This window comes from Kribbella sp. NBC_00382 (assembly GCF_036067295.1).
Lineage (GTDB): Bacteria > Actinomycetota > Actinomycetes > Propionibacteriales > Kribbellaceae > Kribbella.
This window is the reverse complement of the sequence record NZ_CP107954.1, coordinates 3,474,878-3,492,223: the sequence shown is the minus strand read 5'-3', so window position 1 is coordinate 3,492,223 and position 17,346 is coordinate 3,474,878. Positions and strand designations below refer to the sequence as shown.

The window sequence follows — 17,346 nt, the reverse complement described above, 5'->3', positions numbered from 1 at the left end:
TGTCGCAGGCCTTGGGTGCGTTCCTATTGGCGGCGGTGGGGCAACGCCCGGGCGGTCAGTGGAGAACCGCCCGGGCGTCTTGGTGCTGCGGCGTGGGTCAGGAACCGAGCGAGATCCGGTCCGTCGGGCCCGGGGTGTACGGGTCGTGTGCGGCGAGGTAGTTGGCGAAGGCGTCGATGTCCAGACCACCGAAGAACTTGTCGGTCGCGGTGGTGAAGGCCGGGAAGCCGTCACCGCCGTCGGAGAGGAAGTTGTTCGTGGAGATCCGGTACGTCGTACCGTCGACCAGCGGCTGGCCCGCGATCTTGATCGAACCCGCCACGACCTTGGCGCCCGGCGCGGCGGCCGGGTTGTAGGTGTAGGTGATGCCCGAGACCTGGAGCACCTTGTTCGCAGCCTGGTTGGCGCCGGAGAACTGTTGCTCCAGCAGGGTCTTGATCTGCGTCCCGGTCATGTCCATCGAGACCAGGAAGTTGTTGAACGGCTGGACCGTGAACGCCTGGCCGAAGGTCACCGCGCCCGCGTTGGAGGCCAGGTCGGCCCGGATACCGCCCGGGTTCATGAACGCGACCACCGGCGTCTTGCCGTTGGTGACGGTCGAGGGGTCGGCCAGCTGTGCATCCGCGATCAGGTTACCCAGCGGGGACTCCTGCGAGTCGTCCGGCGTCTTCACCACCGACGGGGTGGTGATGTGGCCGATCACCTTGGTCTCGATCGGCGCGACCAGCGTCTGGTACTTGGTGATCAGCTTGGTCAGGTCGCGATCCTTGGGCACGTCCTGGGTGACGATGTGGTTGTTCGCCAGCGTGTTCAGCCGGTCCACGTCGTTGGTGGCCAGGTCGATGCTCAGCCGGACCTCGGTGACGACCTTGCCGAACGACGACGCGCTCGTGACGAGGCGCGGCTTGCCGGCCGGGTCGTTGATCGAGCAGTTGTACGACTGGTGGGTGTGTCCGGAGATGACCGCGTCGATCGCAGGGTCGAGGTTCTTGGCGATGTCGGTGATCGGTCCGGAGATCCCCGGGCAGCCGTTGAACGCCTTCGGGTCGGACAGCACCCCGCCTTCGTGGATCAGTACGACGATCGCCTCGACGCCCTGCTTCTTCAGCTTCGGCACCAGCGCGTTGGCGGTCTCCACCTCGTCCTTGAAGGCGAGGCCCTCGACGCCGGACTTGGTGACGATGTTCGGGGTGGCCTCCAGCGTCATACCAATGAAGGCGACCTTCTGACCACCGTGGAACTTCTTGATCATGTACGGCGCGAACAGGGTCTTGTCGGTGTTCTCGTAGAACACGTTCGCCGACAGGTAGGCGAAGTCGGCGCCCTTGAACTTCGCCTTCGGGTCCGGGCAGGAGTTCTGGTTGTTCGCGCCGTCGCCGTCGGGCAGGCAGCCACCCTTCTGCATCCGCAGAAGCTCCTTGTAGCCCTCGTCGAACTCGTGGTTGCCGACCGAGGTGGCGTCCAGCCCCATCTCGTTCATCGCCTCGATGGTCGGCTCGTCGTGGAACGCCGCGGACAGCAGCGGTGAGGCGCCGATCAGGTCACCGGCGGCCACCGTCGCGGAGTCCTGCCCCTGCGCCTCGGCGGAGTCGCGCAGCAACTTGAGCTGGGTCGCCAGATACTCCGCGCCGCCGGCGGGCGTGCCGTTCACGTTGCCGCCGGAGCTGGTCGCCGGGTTGGGCGCCAGGTTTCCGTGGAAGTCGTTGATCGCGAGCAGCTGGATCTGGGTGTGCGTCGGCTTGGGTTTCGCCGGCGCAGCCTGGGTCACGGTTCCCCCCGTGGCCAAGCCGAGCACCACGGTGGCACCGGCGGCCACCAGGGCAACCGCCCGGGGTCCGCGCAGCCACGTCTTGTCTCGTCCTGTGAAGGCCATGTTCTTCGTCTTCTCTGTCGTCGTTTCGATCACCGCTGGTGCGCGGTGCCCGAAAATTACCTTGCTACGGCGTGGCTGACCAAGGTCTCGACGGTGAACTCACCAGGACCTTTTACGGTATCGGGGTGACCCTCGAAGTCGTTCCCTCACCGTTGCCCCCGGCCACCGTCGCCAAGATCACCGAACTCGCTCGGTCCGCTGCTGAGAGCGACGGAGTCAATCCCCTCTCCGAGCAGACACTGCTGCACCTCGAAGGAGAACATCCAGGGGACGCGCACTTCCTCGCGTACGCCGGTGAGCCCGGCTCGAGCGAGCTGGCCGGGTACGGCTCATTGGGGCCGGACGGGTCGGCGGAGTTGGTGGTCGGCCCGGAGCACAGGCGACAGGGATTCGGTACTGCACTGTTGCGGATGCTGCTCGACCACGGTGGCTCCGAGCTACGCGTGTGGGCGCATGGGCGGCTGGCTGGGTCGGATGAGCTGGCGGCGCGGCTGGGGCTCGAGGTGGCGAGGGAGCTGTACTTCCTCCGCCGGGCGAGCGCGCCGGTGCCTGCGGCTGTCTGGCCGGAGGGGGTGACGGTGCGCACGTTCGTACCGGGGCAGGACGACAGCGCTTGGCTGGCGGTGAACGCCGCCGCCTTTGCGCACCACCCGGAGCAGGGCAGCTGGACGCAGGCGGATCTGGCGGACCGGCTGCAACAGCCTTGGTTCGACCCTGCCGGCTTCTTCCTGGCAGTCACCGCCGACGACTCGGTCGCAGGCTTCCACTGGACAAAGGTGCACGAAGACGAAGGCTCGGAACCCTTCGGCGAGGTCTACGTAGTAGGCGTCTCCCCCGACCACCAGGGCGCAGGCCTAGGCAAGGCGTTGACCCTAGAAGGCATCCGCCACCTCCAGGAGGACCGCGGCCTCACCTCAGTCGTCCTCTACGTAGACGGCACCAACACCGCCGCCCACACCCTCTACACCCACCTCGGCTTCACCACAGCCGCCCTGGACGTCCAGTTCGCCCCTGTGAACGGTGTCACACCGAATTCACCCGGTAACTCCGCGTCATAATCGCGCTACCCGTACGTCCCACCCTCAACCAGGAGCCGTCCGAGCCTCTTACCCCCCAGCCGGGCGGCTCCTGGCCCCCAACCACTTATCCACAGCCCACACCTTCCGCCTCTCCCCCCGCTCCCCTCCCCGGTTACGATCAAGACCGACTACGGAGAGGTGACACCCGTGACAACCCGCAACAGGCAAGCCACCGCCCTAACCCTGGCCTGCCTCTGCGCCGCCGCACTAGCTGGCTGCAACAACAAGAGCCCCGAAGCAGGCCGCCCCAACACCGCTCCACCACAGTCGTCGGCGACGACGAACACCACCGCTTCGACACCTTCGAGCGCCGGATCGACTCCCCCGAGTACGCCAACAGATGCGCCGACACGACCGGCATTAGCCGCCGGGTCGACCTTGGCAGCGGGCGAGGCCTTCATTGGCTACTACGTGGACCTGCTCAACTACGCATACTCCACAGGAGACGCTGAGCTGCTTCTGGCGGAAAGTGACAAAGGCTGCGTCGGCTGCAAAGGGATTGCGGGCTACGTGCGCAAGATCAACGCGAAGAACGGTGGGCTCCAAGGTGACTTCAAGGACCGACTGATCGACGTGAAGGAGATCTATCGCGGCAAGTCCGGTCACCTGGGAGGATCAGCCTCGCTGAAGAGCGGAACCTTCCAAGAGCGGGCAACCCCGGGGGCCTCGCCGGTTCCCCAACCGGCAGGTACGGGGACCATGGAGTTCACGCTCTCCCCCAGCGCCGGAAACTGGGTGATGTACGAGATGCAGATCAACGAATGAACGGCCTCGACCGGGTGAAGTTGCCGGCATTCAGCGCAGTCGCTGCACTTGTCGCCGGCCTGACGCTGACCTTCGTTGGCGATGTCGCCGACGCCGCCCCAACATCGACTGAACTCGACCCAACGACGCGTTCCATCGCAAAGCCGAAACCGCCACCGACAAAAGTCAAGAAACATGCGTGGGGTGCGTCGGTCGGCGCAAAACAGACCAATCGCATGGAGAAGAAAACTGCGGGCGCCGGAAAGGCAAGCACGGGAGCTAAATCGCGAGGCTCGCACCCACTATTGCGGCAAACCTCCACCAATCCTGCCGACGACGACACGCAGCCCTTTCGTCTCAATATCAGCCTCTGCGGGTTCCGCGGACCGAATACTGCCAACATGACTCGTTGCCTGCCGGCCATGGAGGATGACGTGCTGCCGGATGAGCCGGGGCGGCCGGAGGTTTCGCCGAGTATGGCTGTTCGGGTTCGGGTTCCTCGGCCGGAGGATGTGCGGTGGGGGGAGGTGTTGGCTGAGAGTAAGAACGTTTTGTTTCCGAAGCTTCACGTGAAGGTGCAGCCGACTGGGCGGACGTTGGTTAATTTGGAGACGATCGTTTATACGGACGAGAGCAGGGTTTACACGGACACCGTGACCGTGCTCGGGTTTCCTGTTGCGGTTGAGGCGATGCCGATGAGTTATACGTGGAGATTTGGGGACGGCGCCTCGGTGACTACCACGACGCCCGGCAGGCCTTATCCGGCCAAGGACATCACGCACAAGTACATGAAGAAGGCTGGGGTGCAGCTGACTCTCACCACCAACTACGCGGCTCGGTTCAATGTGGCGGGGACCGGGTGGCAGTACGTGGAGGGGGTTGTGCCGATCACCGGGCCCGCGACAGCCCTGCGGGTGCGGGAGGCTGTGCCGGTGTTGGTTGAGCCGGGGCGGTAGTTAGGGGGTGGGGTTCAGGTGGTGGCGGATTGTGGTGGTTATTCGTTTTTGGGCTGAGCGGGTTTCGCCGGGGAGGGCGAGGATGCTGGCGAAGCCGTGGACCATGGTGGGCTCGCAGGTGTGGGTGGTGGGGACGCCGGACTCGCGGAGGCGGGTGGCGTAGTCGTTGCCTTCGTCTCGGAGGGGGTCGAAGCCTGCGGTGACCACGTAGGCGGGGGCTACGCCGGTGAGGTCTTCGGCGTAGATCGGGGAGACGAGGGGGTTCTTTCGGATTGAGGGGTCCGGGGTGTAGTGGTTCAGGTACCAGGTGATGTCTTCGTCGGTGAGGAAGAAGCCTTCGGCGAAGAGGTCTCGGCTGGGGCGGCGGTAGGCGAGGTCTACGGCCGGATAGAGAAGGACCTGGAGAGCAGGGGACGGTAGGCCGCGTACGACGCATTGCTGGGCGACCACGGCTGAAAGGTTGCCGCCGGCTGAGTCGCCGCCTACTCCGACCAAGGCAGGGTCAGCGCCTAGGTCCTCGGCATGTTCGATCGCCCAACTGAAGGCGGCGATCGCGTCTTCGGCGGCGACCGGGGCCTCGGCCTCGGGGGCCAGGCGGTAGTCGACCGACAGGACCCGGATACCGGCCTCCTCGGCAAGGTCGCGGCAGTACGCGTCGTGGCTGTCCAGATCGCCGACCACCCAGCCGCCGCCGTGGAAGAACACCAGCAGGCCGCCGCCCGACGACGGGGCCGCGCGGGGGACGTACAGGCGGGCACCGAGTTGGCCGTCGGCGCCGCGGACCGTGAGCTCCGTCACTCGGAGTAGCTCGCGAGGATGCCCCGCGACGAGCTTCGACACGGACAGCAGGTTCGCCCGCGCGGTGGCGACGGACTGTTTCTTTGCGCCCGGCAACCATCCCTCGAGCCGCAGCAACAGCTGCAGTTCAGGGTCGAGGACGTTCCCGTCGATCTGGATCGGGGCGCCCGCCAGCCGCCTCCGGAGCGCGGGAGGCAAAGCTGTCACGGGCTTCAGGGCACTGCCTTGTACCGTGTTCAAGGCGGTCCGCAGCATGGTGTCCACTCGGCTGTTCACAAGGTGTGACGCTAGCAACAACGTCCGCCTCGCCGTCGAGGCAACCTGCTGTTCACCCAAGGATGGGATGCTGGTCAACGTGGCTGGAGACTTGTTGGCGTCGCACAACCGGGAGTACGACGTCGAACCCCCGTACGACATCACGCAGGCCGACGATCTCCCCAAGGACCGGTTCTCGGACCGCGAGCTGAGCTGGCTGGCGTTCAACCAGCGGGTGCTCGAGCTGGCCGAGAGCGACCGGGTCCCGTTGCTCGAGCGGGCCAAGTTCCTGGCCATCTTCGCCAACAACCTGGACGAGTTCTACATGGTCCGGATCGCCGGGCTGAAGCGCCGGATCGCCGCCGGCGTCGCAGTACGGGCCGCCAGCGGGCTGTTGCCGCGTGAGGTGCTCGACCGGAGCCTGACCCGCAGCCGCGAGCTGATGGACCGGCAGGCCGAGACCTGGCGCAAGGTCGTGCTGCCCGCGCTGGTCGAGGAGGGGATCGACATCCTCCGCTGGGACGAGCTGAGCACCGAAGAGCGCGAGACGATGACCCGGTTCTTCCGGGACCGCGTCTTCCCGGTACTGACCCCGCTCGCCGTCGACCCGTCGCACCCGTTCCCGTACATCTCCGGCCTGTCGCTCAACCTGGCCGTCGTGGTCCGCAACCCGGACACCGGCGGCGAGCACTTCGCCCGGGTGAAGGTGCCGCCGCTGCTGCAGCGGTTCGTCACGGTGGCCGACGGCAAGTTCGTCCCGCTCGAGGACGTCATCGCCGCGCACCTGGGCCAGCTGTTCCCCGGCATGGAGGTGACCCAGCACCACACCTTCCGGGTCACCCGCAACGAGGACCTCGAGGTGGAAGAGGACGACGCGGAGAACCTGCTCGCCGCGCTCGAGAAGGAGCTGCTGCGGCGCAAGTTCGGCCCGCCGGTCCGGCTCGAGGTGGAGGAGTCGATCGACCCGCAGGTGCGCGCGCTGCTCGTCTCCGAGCTCGGCGTGACCGAGGCGGAGGTGTTCGAGCTGCCCGGCCCGCTGGACCTGCGCGGCCTCTTCACGATCGCCGCGCTGGACCGGGCCGAGCTCAAGTACCCGGCGTTCGTCCCGTCGACGCACCCGCATCTGGCCGAGGTGGAGACCTCCAACCCGGCCGACATGTTCCACGCGCTCAAGCAGCGCGACGTGCTCGTGCACCACCCGTACGACTCGTTCTCGACCAGCGTGCAGCGCTTCATCGAGCAGGCTGCCGCCGATCCGCACGTACTGGCGATCAAGCAGACCCTGTACCGCACCAGTGGCGACTCACCGATCGTGGACGCCCTGATCGACGCGGCCGAGGCCGGCAAACAGGTCCTGGTCCTGGTCGAGATCCAGGCGCGCTTCGACGAGCAGGCCAACATCAAGTGGGCCCGCCAACTGGAGCACGCGGGCTGTCACGTCGTGTACGGCGTGATCGGGCTCAAGACGCACTGCAAGCTCTCCATGGTGGTCCGCGAGGAGCCGGACGGGCTGCGGCGGTACGCCCACATCGGTACCGGCAACTACCACCCCAAGACCGCCCGGCTGTACGAGGACCTCGGCCTGCTCACCAGCGACAAGGTGGTCACCGAGGACATCGCGCACCTGTTCAACCACCTGTCCGGGTTCGCCCGCTCCAGCGGCTACCGCCGGCTACTGGTCGCTCCCCAGTCGGTACGCCGGGGCCTGCTCGACCGCATCGAGCGTGAGGTGCAGCACCACCTCTCCGGCCGCCCTGCCCGGGTGCGGATCAAGGTGAACAGCCTGGTCGACGAGGCCCTCTGCGATGCGCTGTACCGCGCGTCGCAGGCCGGAGTACCGGTAGAGCTGTGGATCCGGGGCATCTGCACCATCCGTCCGGGCGTGCCCGGGCTGTCGGAGAACATCCGGGTCCGCAGCACCCTGGGCCGGTTCCTGGAGCACAGCCGGGTGTTCTTCTTCGAGAACGGCGGCGAGCCCGAGGTCTGGATCGGCTCGGCCGACCTGATGCACCGCAACCTGGACCGCCGGGTGGAGGTACTGGTCCAGCTGAAGGAGCAGGACCACCTCAACGAGCTTGCTGACCTGTTCGATCTCGGGTTCGACGAGCGGACCGGGTCCTGGTGGCTGCAGCCCGACGACACCTGGCAAGCGCGGCTGACCGACGCCAACGGCGAGCCGCTCCGTGATCTGCAGGAACGCCTGATCTCGACGCGTGGCCGGCGCCGGCAAACGGACCCTATTACTTAAGGTTGAAATCGTGAGCAGCCCGGCGACGGTGATCGCCGCGGGTGGTGTCGTGTGGCGGGACGGCCCTGACGGCCGGGAGATCCTGTTGGTGCACCGCCCGCGGTACGACGACTGGTCCCATCCCAAAGGCAAGCTGACTCCGCACGAGCACGTGCTGGTCGCGGCTCGCCGGGAGATCGAGGAGGAGACCGGCCAGCGGGTGCTGATCGGTCCACCGCTCGGCATCCAGCGGTACGACGTCCGCAAGAACGGCAGTACGGTGCCCAAGATGGTGCACTACTGGTCGGCCGAGCTGATCGGGGCCGAGCGGGAGTTCGTGCCCAACGACGAGGTCGACAAGCTGGAGTGGCTGCCGCTCGACAGCGCGCGGGGCAGGCTCAGTTACCCGCGGGACGTCGACATCCTCGATGCGCTGGCCATCGTCACGCCGGTCATCTCGACACTGGTGCTGGTCCGTCATGCCGAGGCGGTCAAACGCAAGGACTGGGACGGCAAGGACACCAACCGCCCGCTGACCGAGGTCGGCCACGCGACGGCCGAGCGGCTGGTGGAGGTACTGGCTGCCGTCGGCGTCAACCGGATCCGCAGCAGCGACGCCGAGCGATGCGTCTCCACCATCACCCCGTACGCCGCGGAGATCGGCCGCCAGATCCATTTGCACCCGGAGATCTCCGAGCGCGGGTACGCGTCCGATCCGTACGCGATCGAGGGCATGGCCGAACATTCCTGGAAGCCCGGCAAGATCACCGTCGTCTGCTCGCATCGCCCGGTCCTGCCCGCGTTGTCGAAGGCGCTCGGGCTGAAGGTTGGCAAGTTCTCCCCCGGCGCCGTCCTGATCGCCCACCAGCTCGACGGCGGCCGGCTGGTCTACGAGCGCTTCCGGGCACCCTGAGCACCCTTCGTCATCGCCCTTCGACAGCCTGCGACAGTCACCGTTCAGGCACAATCTGTTCGCTCTTCCGGAAACAGCGGGTGGGCTGCGCCGGGTGACGTCGGCCAGGGCGGGTATGTTCCTACCGAGGCGTCCCACCGGGCGCCGGCTCACGGAGAGGTCGGGGCGCCATGACGACGATGCGAGAGCTCACTCTGATCGGGATCCGGATGGAGTCGCCCAATCGGGCGCCCGTGATGATGCTGCGCGAGACCGAGGGCTACCGCTACCTGCCGATCTCGATCGGCTCGGTCGAGGCCACCGCGATCGCCTACGAGGAACAGGGCCTGCGCCCGTCCCGGCCGCTCACCCATGACCTGATGCGCGATGTGATCGAGGCCTTCGGCGTCACCATCGAGGCGGTCGAGATCGTCGAGCTGCGCGATGGCGTCTTCTACGCCGAGCTCCTGCTCGGCAACGGCGCCCGTGTCTCGTCCCGCCCGAGCGATTCGGTCGCGCTCGCGGTCCGCCTCGGCACCCCGATCCGCTGCACCGAACAGGTCCTCCAGGAGGCCGGCGTGGCCACCCCGGAGGAAGAGCAGGCCGAGCTCGAACGCTTCCGCCAGTTCCTCGACGGAGTACACCCCGAGGACTTCTCCAGCTGAGCCGATTGCAACAAGCTGCAATCCATGTTCTGTACGCCGTACTCCGTGCGCTAAGTTGCACCCCGACGTACTGGCGGCCGGGGGGCCACTCGCCAGGCTTACTTCTCCTGGGGGTCTCCTCTCCATGCGCAAGACAATCGCTGCCACGACGGCTGCCCTGATCCTCCTCGGCGGAGCCCAGCTCCCCGCCTGGGCCGCGGGCCCGGAGGCGCCGACCGGCTTGCAGATCGGCTGGGTTCAGCCGAAGCACCAGCAGATCAGCATCACCTGGGCGGACAGCGGCGAAGCCAACAAGGTGCGGGTCGAGTACCAGGGTGGCGGCTTCGTCACCCTGGGCGCGCGGCTGGCGGGCACGTCCAACGAGTACCTCAAGACGGGCAGTCTGCTGGATGCCAACAGGGTCGCGCGCATCAGCGTGGTCAGCGTGGACGGATCCGGCGTCGAGAGCGCCCCGGTCGTCTCGCCCTGGTTCGACACCATCGGCGCGCCACTGGCGACTTTCACGAAGGCGGCGCCGCTCCCGGACGGCTCGCTGAAGCTGGACTGGTCGTTCGCTGAGGTCCCTGCCGACACGACCCCCGCCGATCCGCTCGACGTGACGCCGTCCGAGGACTACGTGAACGTCGTTTCCGACGCGACTCCGACCGCCCCGCGTCTGTCGCTCGTCCTGCCCGCGGGCACCAGCACCGTGACCCTGCCGCCCCGTCCCCGTCCTTATCCCGTCTCGATCCGATCCAGTAACGAGTGGGTCTTCGGGAACAACCACCCGGGCATTGCGACCGTCGCGTTCAGCGAGCAGACCGCGGGACTCACCGTGCCTGCCGTCGCCGACTACGGCCTGAGCCTTCCGTTCATCGCCGTCGCGGGCGTGCGGCTGTGTGCGAACGCGCTGGTCAACTGTCAGGACCCGGCGAATCCCTTCGTCGCCAAGCCAGGCATCCAGGCTCTTCTGCAGGCGCGACCCGATGCCACTCGTCCCTGGAAGACCATCGGGACGTACAAGGACCAGAAGTTGCAGTTCACTGCCAGCATCCGCTCGTACGGCGGCCAGGAGTACCGGCTCTCCGTTCCGGCCCGGTCATACGTTCTGGCCCACGAACTGAGTGTCGCCCCGGCGATCTCCACCTCGCTCCGGCGGGTCAGCACCCGGGCCAGGTTCACCACCGCGGGCTTCAACCTGACCACCGCATCGGTTGGCCAGGCGGTCAAGGCAACGGTCAGCGTCCAGCCCGCGGGGACGGTCAAGGCCGACCTGCAATGGCTCGATGGCAAGGTCTGGCGCCACGCCGGGTACGTGCCGTTGGTCAAGGGCACGGGCACGTTGTCCTTCAAGGCGTCCGGCCGCGGCACCACCCGGTCCTGGCGGGTGGTGGTGCCGAAGATGAGCATGAACGGCCTGCCGATCGTGGCGACGGCCAGCCGCGCCTTCAAACTCACTGTTCGCTAACCTCTCCGCGATTCCGAACCGGACCGGCCTGCGCCTACTCTTGGCGCGGGCCGGTTCCGCGTTCGGCGGGATGCGCTGAGCGTTACCGAAACGTGAGCAAATGACCGTTTCAGGTGACTCAGCGTCACGGGTCTTAACTCAGTTCACCTGCTGGCCGCCTGGCGGCACGCCAAGCGTCGCACACGCTATTGGAACCGTTCACCGCTCGTTCACCGGCGACGGACCGGTCGGTCACTTGGTCTCCCTACCGTCTGTGGAAGTTCAACAAGTCTGAATCCTGCAGAAGGGCAACACTCTCGTGTCCGTCAATCGCCTGCTCCGCGTCGGCACCGTCGCCGTGGCATCCCTCGGCGTCCTCGCCCTGAGCGCCTGTGGCTCCGACCCCGAGCCCGCCGGCTCCTCGAGCCCGGGCAGCACCACCGCTGCCGGTGGCGACTGCCCGAAGGGCACCCTGAACGCCGAGGGCTCCTCGGCGCAGAAGAACGCCATCGAGGAAGTCATCTCCAAGTACAACGAGAAGTGCGCCGACGTCACGGTGAACTACAACCCGACCGGTTCCGGTGCGGGCATCAAGCAGTTCAACGCGAACCAGGTCGACTTCGCCGGTTCGGACTCCGCCCTCAAGACCGAGGGTAAGGACGGCGCCGAGCCGGAGACGGCACAGGCCGCCAAGCGCTGCCAGAACAACCCGGCGCTGGACCTGCCGATGGTGATCGGCCCGATCGCGATCGCCTACAACGTCGACGGTCTGCAGAAGCTGGTCCTCGACGGCCCGACCGCCGCGAAGATCTTCCAGGGCACCGTCAAGACCTGGAACGACCCGGCGATCGCCAAGCTGAACGCGGGCGTCACGCTCCCGTCGGCCCCGATCTCGGTCTTCTTCCGCTCGGACGAGTCCGGTACCACCGAGAACTTCACCAAGTACCTGGCCGCCTCCGGCGCGGGTGCCTGGAAGGGTGAGCCGGCCAAGAAGTGGACCGGCACCGGCGCCGGCAAGGACAAGTCCGCGGGTGTCGCCGAGGGCGTCAAGAGCACCAAGAACTCGATCACCTACGTCGAGTGGTCCTACGCGGTCGACAACAAGCTCGGCATCGCGCAGATCGACAACGGTTCGGGCACCCCGGTCGAGCTGACCGCCGAGTCCGCGGGCAAGGCGCTGGCCGCCGCGAAGCCGGCCGGTACCGGTAGCGACCTGGCCCTCAAGCTGGACTACGCGACCAAGGTGGCGGGCGCCTACCCGATCATCCTGGCAACCTACGAGGTCGTCTGCAGCAAGGGTCTGCCGGCCGAGAAGACCGCGATGGTGAAGAGCTTCCTGAGCTACTTCGCCAGCAAGGACGGTCAGGCCGCTCTGACCGACCTGAACTACGCGCCGCTGCCGGAAGAGATCCGGATCAAGGTCGACGCCGCGATCCAGTCGATCAGCTGACGAAAACCGTTACCACCTGCGAGCCCCGGCCGGTCCGAGAGTCCCTCTCAGACGGCCGGGGCTTCGCCTCGTGAAGCAGACCTGACCACCCGACCCAGGCGCTTGGAGCACCATCGATGAGTAGTCCAGACGGCACGGAACCGCCAGACCGGCCGGAAGGCACGCAAGAACCCCGGATCGAGGACCTGGTCCACGAGACCTCCGGGCCGGCCCCGCGGTTCGAGGGCCTGGCCGAGGAGCACGCCGAGCACGAGGCCGCCGAGCACCCGGCCGGTACTGCGACGGCGACGGAACCGACCGCAGGCGAAGGCCGGAAAGGACTCGACCTGGGCCCGGTCGGTCACCTCGGGGACCGGCTGTTCGCCGGGATGGCCCGCGGCTCCGGCGGCCTGGTGGTCGCGATCGTCGCGTTCGTCGGTATCTTCCTGCTGGCACTGGCGATCCCGGCGCTGGCCGACAACGAGGGCAACTTCCTCTTCTCCCGCACCTGGCTGCCCGGTGGCGACCACCCGAACTTCGGTATCGCCGCACTCTTCTACACCACCCTGGTCAGCTCGCTGATCGCGATGGTGGTGGCGGTCCCGATCGCGATCGGTGTCGCGCTCTACATCACGTACTACGCTCCGCCGCGGCTCGCCCGTCCGGTCGCGTCCGTGGTCGACCTGCTCGCCGCCGTACCGTCGATCATCTACGGCCTGTGGGGCCTGATCTTCTTCGCCCCGGTGGTCCAGCCCGTCTCGCACGCGATCTCCGACGTGCTCGGCTGGTTCCCGCTGTTCAAGGAAGCCGCCAACGCCGACCGGGGCACCGTCTTCACCGCGGGCCTGGTACTGGCCATCATGATCCTGCCGGTGATCACCGCGATCAGCCGGGAGATCTTCGCGCAGACCCCGGTCACCCACCGCGAGGGCGCCCTGGCACTGGGCTCCACCAAGTGGGAGATGATCCGGATGGCCGTCCTGCCGTACGGTCGCTCCGGTGTGACGAGCGCCGCGATGCTCGGCCTGGGCCGCGCGCTCGGCGAGACCGTCGCGATGCTGATCATCCTGTCCCAGCCGAACCCGATCGCGAAGTGGGACCCGTCGATCTTCGCCGGTGGTGAGACCTTCGCCTCGAAGATCGCCTCCAGCGCGGCCGAGCTCGACACCCCGGCCAAGACCGGCGCCTTCATCGCGGCCGGCCTGGTGCTGTTCGTCGTCACCTTCATCGTCAACTCGGCGGCCCGGATCATCGTGGCCCGCTCGGGCCCGGGGGCCAATCGCCGGACGCACCGGCCGAAGCCAGCCGCCAAAGAAGGAGCAGCCGCGTGAGCACCATCGCCGCGAACCGTCCGCAGTACGACGGCAAGGTTCTCGACCTGACCGGCAAGTCCGGCGCCCGTGCCTTCCGCAACACGCTGGCCACGGTGCTGATCTCGCTCTGCTTCCTGATCGCGCTGATCCCGCTGTGCTGGATCCTCTGGACGGTCATCTCGAAGGGCTACCACCTGGTGCTGGACGCCAACTGGTGGTCGCAGTCGCAGCGTGGCATCACCTCGCGCCGCGCGGGTGGCGGCGCGTACCACGCGCTGATCGGCAGCCTGATCATGGCGCTGATCTGCGCGGCGATCGCGGTCCCGCTCGGCATCCTCGGCGCGGTCTACCTGATCGAGTACGGCAAGGGCAGCAAGCCGGCCAAGGTGGTCAGCTTCATGGTCGACATCCTCACCGGTGTGCCGTCGATCGTCGCCGCGCTGTTCGTCTACGCGGTCTGGGTGACCATCCTGGGCCAGAACCGGATCGGCTTCGCGGTATCGCTGTCGCTGGTCCTGCTGATGATGCCGGTCATCCTGCGCTCCACCGAGGAGATGCTCAAGCTGGTACCCGACGAGCTGCGCGAAGCCGCGTACGCGCTCGGGGTGCCGAAGTGGAAGACGATCCTCAAGATCGTCGTGCCGACGGCCTTCGGTGGCATCATCACCGGCGTCATGCTCGGCCTGGCCCGGGTGATCGGTGAGACCGCTCCGCTGCTGATCCTGGTCGGCTACTCCAAGGTGATCAACTACAACCCGTTCTCGGGCTTCATGGGCGCGCTGCCGACCATGATCAACAACGACCGCGGCGACATGGCCCTGCCGGCCGCCGCGGACCGGGTCTGGGCGACGGCGCTCACGCTGATCCTCCTGGTCCTCGCCCTCAACCTGCTGGCCCGGCTGATCGCCCGGTTCAGCACCATCAAGTCCAAATAGTCGAGAGGTTCTGAGTCGATATGGCTAAGCGCATCGAGGTCAGCGGCCTCAACGTCTACTACGGCGATTTCAAGGCTGTCGAGGACGTGTCGATGACGATCGAGCCCCGCTCGGTCACCGCGTTCATCGGCCCGTCCGGCTGCGGCAAGTCCACCTACCTGCGCACCCTGAACCGGATGCACGAGGTGATCCCCGGCGCCCGGGTCGAGGGCAAGGTGCTGCTGGACCAGCAGGACCTGTACGCGAGCGGGGTCGACCCGGTCGCCGTCCGCCGCGTGGTCGGCATGGTGTTCCAGCGGCCGAACCCGTTCCCGACCATGTCGATCTTCGACAACGTCGCGTCCGGCCTGAAGCTGAACGGGGTCAAGGACAAGAAGAAGCTCGCCGAGGTGGTCGAGACGTCGCTGAAGGGCGCCAACCTCTGGAACGAGGTCAAGGACCGCCTCGACAAGCCCGGCTCGGGCCTGTCGGGTGGTCAGCAGCAGCGGCTGTGCATCGCCCGGGCGATCGCGGTCGAGCCCGAGGTGATCCTGATGGACGAGCCCTGCTCGGCCCTCGACCCGATCTCGACGCTGGCGATCGAGGACCTGATCGAGAAGCTGAAGGACCGGTACACGGTCGTCATCGTGACCCACAACATGCAGCAGGCGGCCCGCGTCTCCGACCAGACCGCCTTCTTCAACCTGTCCGCCACCGGCAAGCCCGGCCGGCTGATCGAGATGGGCGCGACCAAGATGATCTTCTCCAACCCGAACGAGAAGGCCACCGAGGACTACATCACCGGCCGCTTCGGCTAAAACCTCCAGCCGGTACTACGCCGCGCCCGTGCCCGCTGCGCCCGGATCCCTTGCCTGCAAGGGGTCTCAGACGCAGAGGGTGCGGGCGTAGTTGACTCTGGCCAGCGTGTCGGCGACCTGGGTCGGATTGGCAGCCGCCACGTGCGTGTTGTGGGTACGGTTCCCGTGCTGGACCGTCACCTGGACGAAGCCGGTCGTCTTGCGCTCCTTGATCAGCAGGAACAGCAGGCCGAGCAGGCAGAACAGGAAGAAGATGATCGCCAGCACGATCGCGTAGGCGGGGATCTTCTCCTCGGTCCGGGTCATGTCCATCGCCGACCAGTTCGTCCCCTGGGTCGGCAGCACGCCGGCCGGAGTGACGATCCGGTACTGCTCGACGGAGATGTCCCCGATCGTGACCAGCACCGGCCCGGCCGGCAGCGCCTGCGCGGGCGGCTGCACCGGCTGCCCCTGGACCTGCTGGTACTGCGGAGCCTGGTACTGCGGGGCTCCGTATTGCGGGGCCATCGGCAACTGATCCTGCGGACCCGGCTGCTGCGGCGCCGGCGGTTGCGTCGGCTGCTGGCCGAATGGCTCGAGCTGCTGGCCGTTCTCATCTGGCAAAGGAGGCTGAGTCACTGGAACACCTTAGTGTCTCAGTTCAGATTGCGGGCGATCCCATAGACGACCAATACAACCGCGAGGGCCCTGAGCAACCATTTCAGCGTCACCGGGCTCATCCGCAGCCGGGGCAGCTTGATCAGCCGCGCGCTCTCCAGCGCCCAGGTCAGCAGTTGGTAGCCGATGGCAACACCGATCAGCGGGCCGAGGACGAGCACGACCGGGTTGAAGTGCCAGGCGGCGTCCAGATCGCCACGCAGCAACGCCGCGGCCATCCTGGTCGCACCGCAGAACGGGCAGTTCAGGCCGGTGGTGGCGTGCAGCAAGCACGGGATGCCGAGGTGCAGTGAACCGGACAGCTGATAAACACCTGCGAGAGCGAAACCGCCGACACCGACGCCGGCGACGCCGAGCACCCGCCGGTCCAGCGGTTCGACCGGCCCGTGCGGCCGGAGTACAACAGCTTGCTGTGTCAGGGTCACATCTACCAAGGTATCTCCTACCTCAGGCAACTTGATGGGATCCGCCGACACAGCTGATCCGTCAGAGCGCTACCACTCCTCATGTCAGTAGAAGGGATCGTCGTGAGCACTCCGACGCCACCGCCGGGTTACGGCCCGCAAGACCCGAACCAACCGGGTCAGTACGGCCAACAGCCCGGCCAGTACGGCCAGCAGCCCGAGCAGCCTGGTCAATACGGCCAGCCTGGGCAGCAGCCGGGCTACGGGCAGCAGCCCGGGTACGGCCAGCCGCAGGCGCCGCAGTACGGGCAGGAGCCGCAGTACGGGCAGCAGCCGGGTTATGGGCAGCCGCCGGCGCAGTACGGGCAACCGCAGTACGGGCAGCAGCCCGGGTATCCGCAGCAGTACGGGCAGCAGCCGGGCTACGGTGCTCCGACGGGCACCTTGGCCGAGTGGCCGCTGCGGGCCGGTGGAGCGATCATCGACTCCCTGCTGGTCGGAGTGCCGTACGCCATCGGTATTACGCTCGGCCGGTCGGTCAGCAGCATCTTCACGCTGCTGTTCTTCCTGGTCGCCATCGGCCTCGGTATCTGGAACGTCGTCATCAGGCAGGGCCAGACCGGCCAGACCATCGGCAAGTCGGTGGTCAAGATCAGCCTGATCGACGCCGCGACCGGGCAGCCGGTCGGTGCGGCCAAGGCGTTCGTCCGCCAGCTCACCCACATTCTCGACGGCGCCGTCTGCTACGTCGGCTACCTGTGGCCGCTGTGGGACGAGAAGAAGCAGACCTTCGCGGACAAGATCAACAACACCCTGGTCGTCAAGCTCTGACCAGGTAGCACGCGGGACGCCGTGGCCTGCAGCGGTCACGGCGTCCGGCATGGCATGGTCGGCAT

General features: G+C 67.1%; 16 protein-coding genes. 12 read left to right on the top strand and 4 right to left on the bottom strand.

What is annotated here, in order from left to right:
* Positions 1-97 precede the first annotated feature (97 nt).
* Positions 98-1,873 (bottom strand): bifunctional metallophosphatase/5'-nucleotidase, encoded by a 1,776-nt coding sequence (locus OHA70_RS17060; protein ID WP_328333636.1) that lies wholly within the window; start codon positions 1,871-1,873, stop codon positions 98-100.
* 125 nt (positions 1,874-1,998) lie between these two features.
* On the opposite strand from OHA70_RS17060, the gene mshD reads away from it, so the two are divergent.
* The 3 genes from mshD (at position 1,999) to OHA70_RS17045 (ending at position 4,652) form a co-directional block, all read left to right on the top strand.
* A complete protein-coding gene (gene mshD / locus OHA70_RS17055; protein WP_328333634.1) occupies positions 1,999-2,931 on the top strand; it encodes a mycothiol synthase in 933 nt (310 codons plus the stop codon).
* Between the two features lie 159 nt (positions 2,932-3,090).
* Positions 3,091-3,717, top strand: a complete 627-nt coding sequence (locus OHA70_RS17050) for a DUF6318 family protein (RefSeq protein WP_328333632.1) — start codon at positions 3,091-3,093, stop codon at positions 3,715-3,717.
* On the top strand, positions 3,714-4,652 hold the full coding sequence (locus OHA70_RS17045; protein ID WP_328333630.1) for a hypothetical protein: 939 nt from the start codon (positions 3,714-3,716) through the stop codon (positions 4,650-4,652). The genes OHA70_RS17050 and OHA70_RS17045 overlap by 4 nt, the downstream gene beginning before the upstream one ends.
* Here the strand turns inward: OHA70_RS17045 and OHA70_RS17040 are convergent, their stop codons facing one another.
* On the bottom strand, positions 4,653-5,657 hold the full coding sequence (locus OHA70_RS17040; protein WP_328333628.1) for an alpha/beta hydrolase: 1,005 nt from the start codon (positions 5,655-5,657) through the stop codon (positions 4,653-4,655).
* 136 nt (positions 5,658-5,793) lie between these two features.
* On the opposite strand from OHA70_RS17040, the gene OHA70_RS17035 reads away from it, so the two are divergent.
* From OHA70_RS17035 to pstB, 8 genes are all read left to right on the top strand, one after another.
* Positions 5,794-7,953, top strand: a complete 2,160-nt coding sequence (locus OHA70_RS17035; protein WP_328333626.1) for an RNA degradosome polyphosphate kinase — start codon at positions 5,794-5,796, stop codon at positions 7,951-7,953.
* Positions 7,954-7,963: 10 nt separating this feature from the next.
* Positions 7,964-8,845, top strand: coding sequence for an NUDIX hydrolase (locus OHA70_RS17030; protein WP_328333624.1), 882 nt, complete (start codon positions 7,964-7,966; stop codon positions 8,843-8,845).
* A 170-nt stretch (positions 8,846-9,015) separates the two neighbouring features.
* A complete protein-coding gene (locus OHA70_RS17025; RefSeq protein ID WP_442913892.1) occupies positions 9,016-9,489 on the top strand; it encodes a bifunctional nuclease family protein in 474 nt (157 codons plus the stop codon).
* 124 nt (positions 9,490-9,613) lie between these two features.
* Positions 9,614-10,936: a hypothetical protein gene (locus OHA70_RS17020; RefSeq protein WP_328333623.1), complete on the top strand. Its 1,323-nt coding sequence runs from the start codon at positions 9,614-9,616 to the stop codon at positions 10,934-10,936.
* A 298-nt stretch (positions 10,937-11,234) separates the two neighbouring features.
* Positions 11,235-12,365: a phosphate ABC transporter substrate-binding protein PstS gene (pstS, locus tag OHA70_RS17015; RefSeq protein ID WP_328333621.1), complete on the top strand. Its 1,131-nt coding sequence runs from the start codon at positions 11,235-11,237 to the stop codon at positions 12,363-12,365.
* A 116-nt stretch (positions 12,366-12,481) separates the two neighbouring features.
* A complete protein-coding gene (gene pstC / locus OHA70_RS17010) occupies positions 12,482-13,675 on the top strand; it encodes a phosphate ABC transporter permease subunit PstC (RefSeq protein WP_442913891.1) in 1,194 nt (397 codons plus the stop codon).
* A complete protein-coding gene (pstA, locus tag OHA70_RS17005) occupies positions 13,672-14,592 on the top strand; it encodes a phosphate ABC transporter permease PstA (RefSeq protein ID WP_328333619.1) in 921 nt (306 codons plus the stop codon). Before pstC ends, pstA begins: the two co-directional genes overlap by 4 nt.
* Positions 14,593-14,612: 20 nt before the next feature.
* Entirely contained in the window at positions 14,613-15,389 is a 777-nt protein-coding gene (gene pstB / locus OHA70_RS17000; RefSeq protein ID WP_328333617.1) for a phosphate ABC transporter ATP-binding protein PstB, read from the top strand.
* Positions 15,390-15,455: 66 nt separating this feature from the next.
* Here the strand turns inward: pstB and OHA70_RS16995 are convergent, their stop codons facing one another.
* Together OHA70_RS16995 and OHA70_RS16990 are read right to left on the bottom strand one after the other, a co-directional pair.
* On the bottom strand, positions 15,456-16,007 hold the full coding sequence (locus OHA70_RS16995) for a hypothetical protein (RefSeq protein WP_328333615.1): 552 nt from the start codon (positions 16,005-16,007) through the stop codon (positions 15,456-15,458).
* Between the two features lie 17 nt (positions 16,008-16,024).
* Positions 16,025-16,471, bottom strand: a complete 447-nt coding sequence (locus tag OHA70_RS16990; RefSeq protein WP_328333612.1) for a DUF2752 domain-containing protein — start codon at positions 16,469-16,471, stop codon at positions 16,025-16,027.
* Positions 16,472-16,573: 102 nt separating this feature from the next.
* Here OHA70_RS16990 and OHA70_RS16985 point away from each other — a divergent pair, with 102 nt between their 5' ends.
* A complete protein-coding gene (locus OHA70_RS16985) occupies positions 16,574-17,281 on the top strand; it encodes an RDD family protein (protein WP_328333610.1) in 708 nt (235 codons plus the stop codon).
* Positions 17,282-17,346 lie beyond the last annotated feature (65 nt).

Bases quoted from the DNA above. Each gene is read 5' to 3' on its own strand.
- OHA70_RS17060 (WP_328333636.1), bottom strand. From the start codon at position 1,873: ATGGCCTTCACAGGACGAGACAAGACGTGGCTGCGCGGACCCCGGGCG.
- OHA70_RS17045 (WP_328333630.1), top strand. From the start codon at position 3,714: ATGAACGGCCTCGACCGGGTGAAGTTGCCGGCATTCAGCGCAGTCGCT.
- OHA70_RS17035 (WP_328333626.1), top strand. From the start codon at position 5,794: ATGCTGGTCAACGTGGCTGGAGACTTGTTGGCGTCGCACAACCGGGAG.
- OHA70_RS17025 (WP_442913892.1), top strand. From the start codon at position 9,016: ATGACGACGATGCGAGAGCTCACTCTGATCGGGATCCGGATGGAGTCG.
- OHA70_RS17020 (WP_328333623.1), top strand. From the start codon at position 9,614: ATGCGCAAGACAATCGCTGCCACGACGGCTGCCCTGATCCTCCTCGGC.
- pstC (WP_442913891.1), top strand. From the start codon at position 12,482: ATGAGTAGTCCAGACGGCACGGAACCGCCAGACCGGCCGGAAGGCACG.
- pstB (WP_328333617.1), top strand. From the start codon at position 14,613: ATGGCTAAGCGCATCGAGGTCAGCGGCCTCAACGTCTACTACGGCGAT.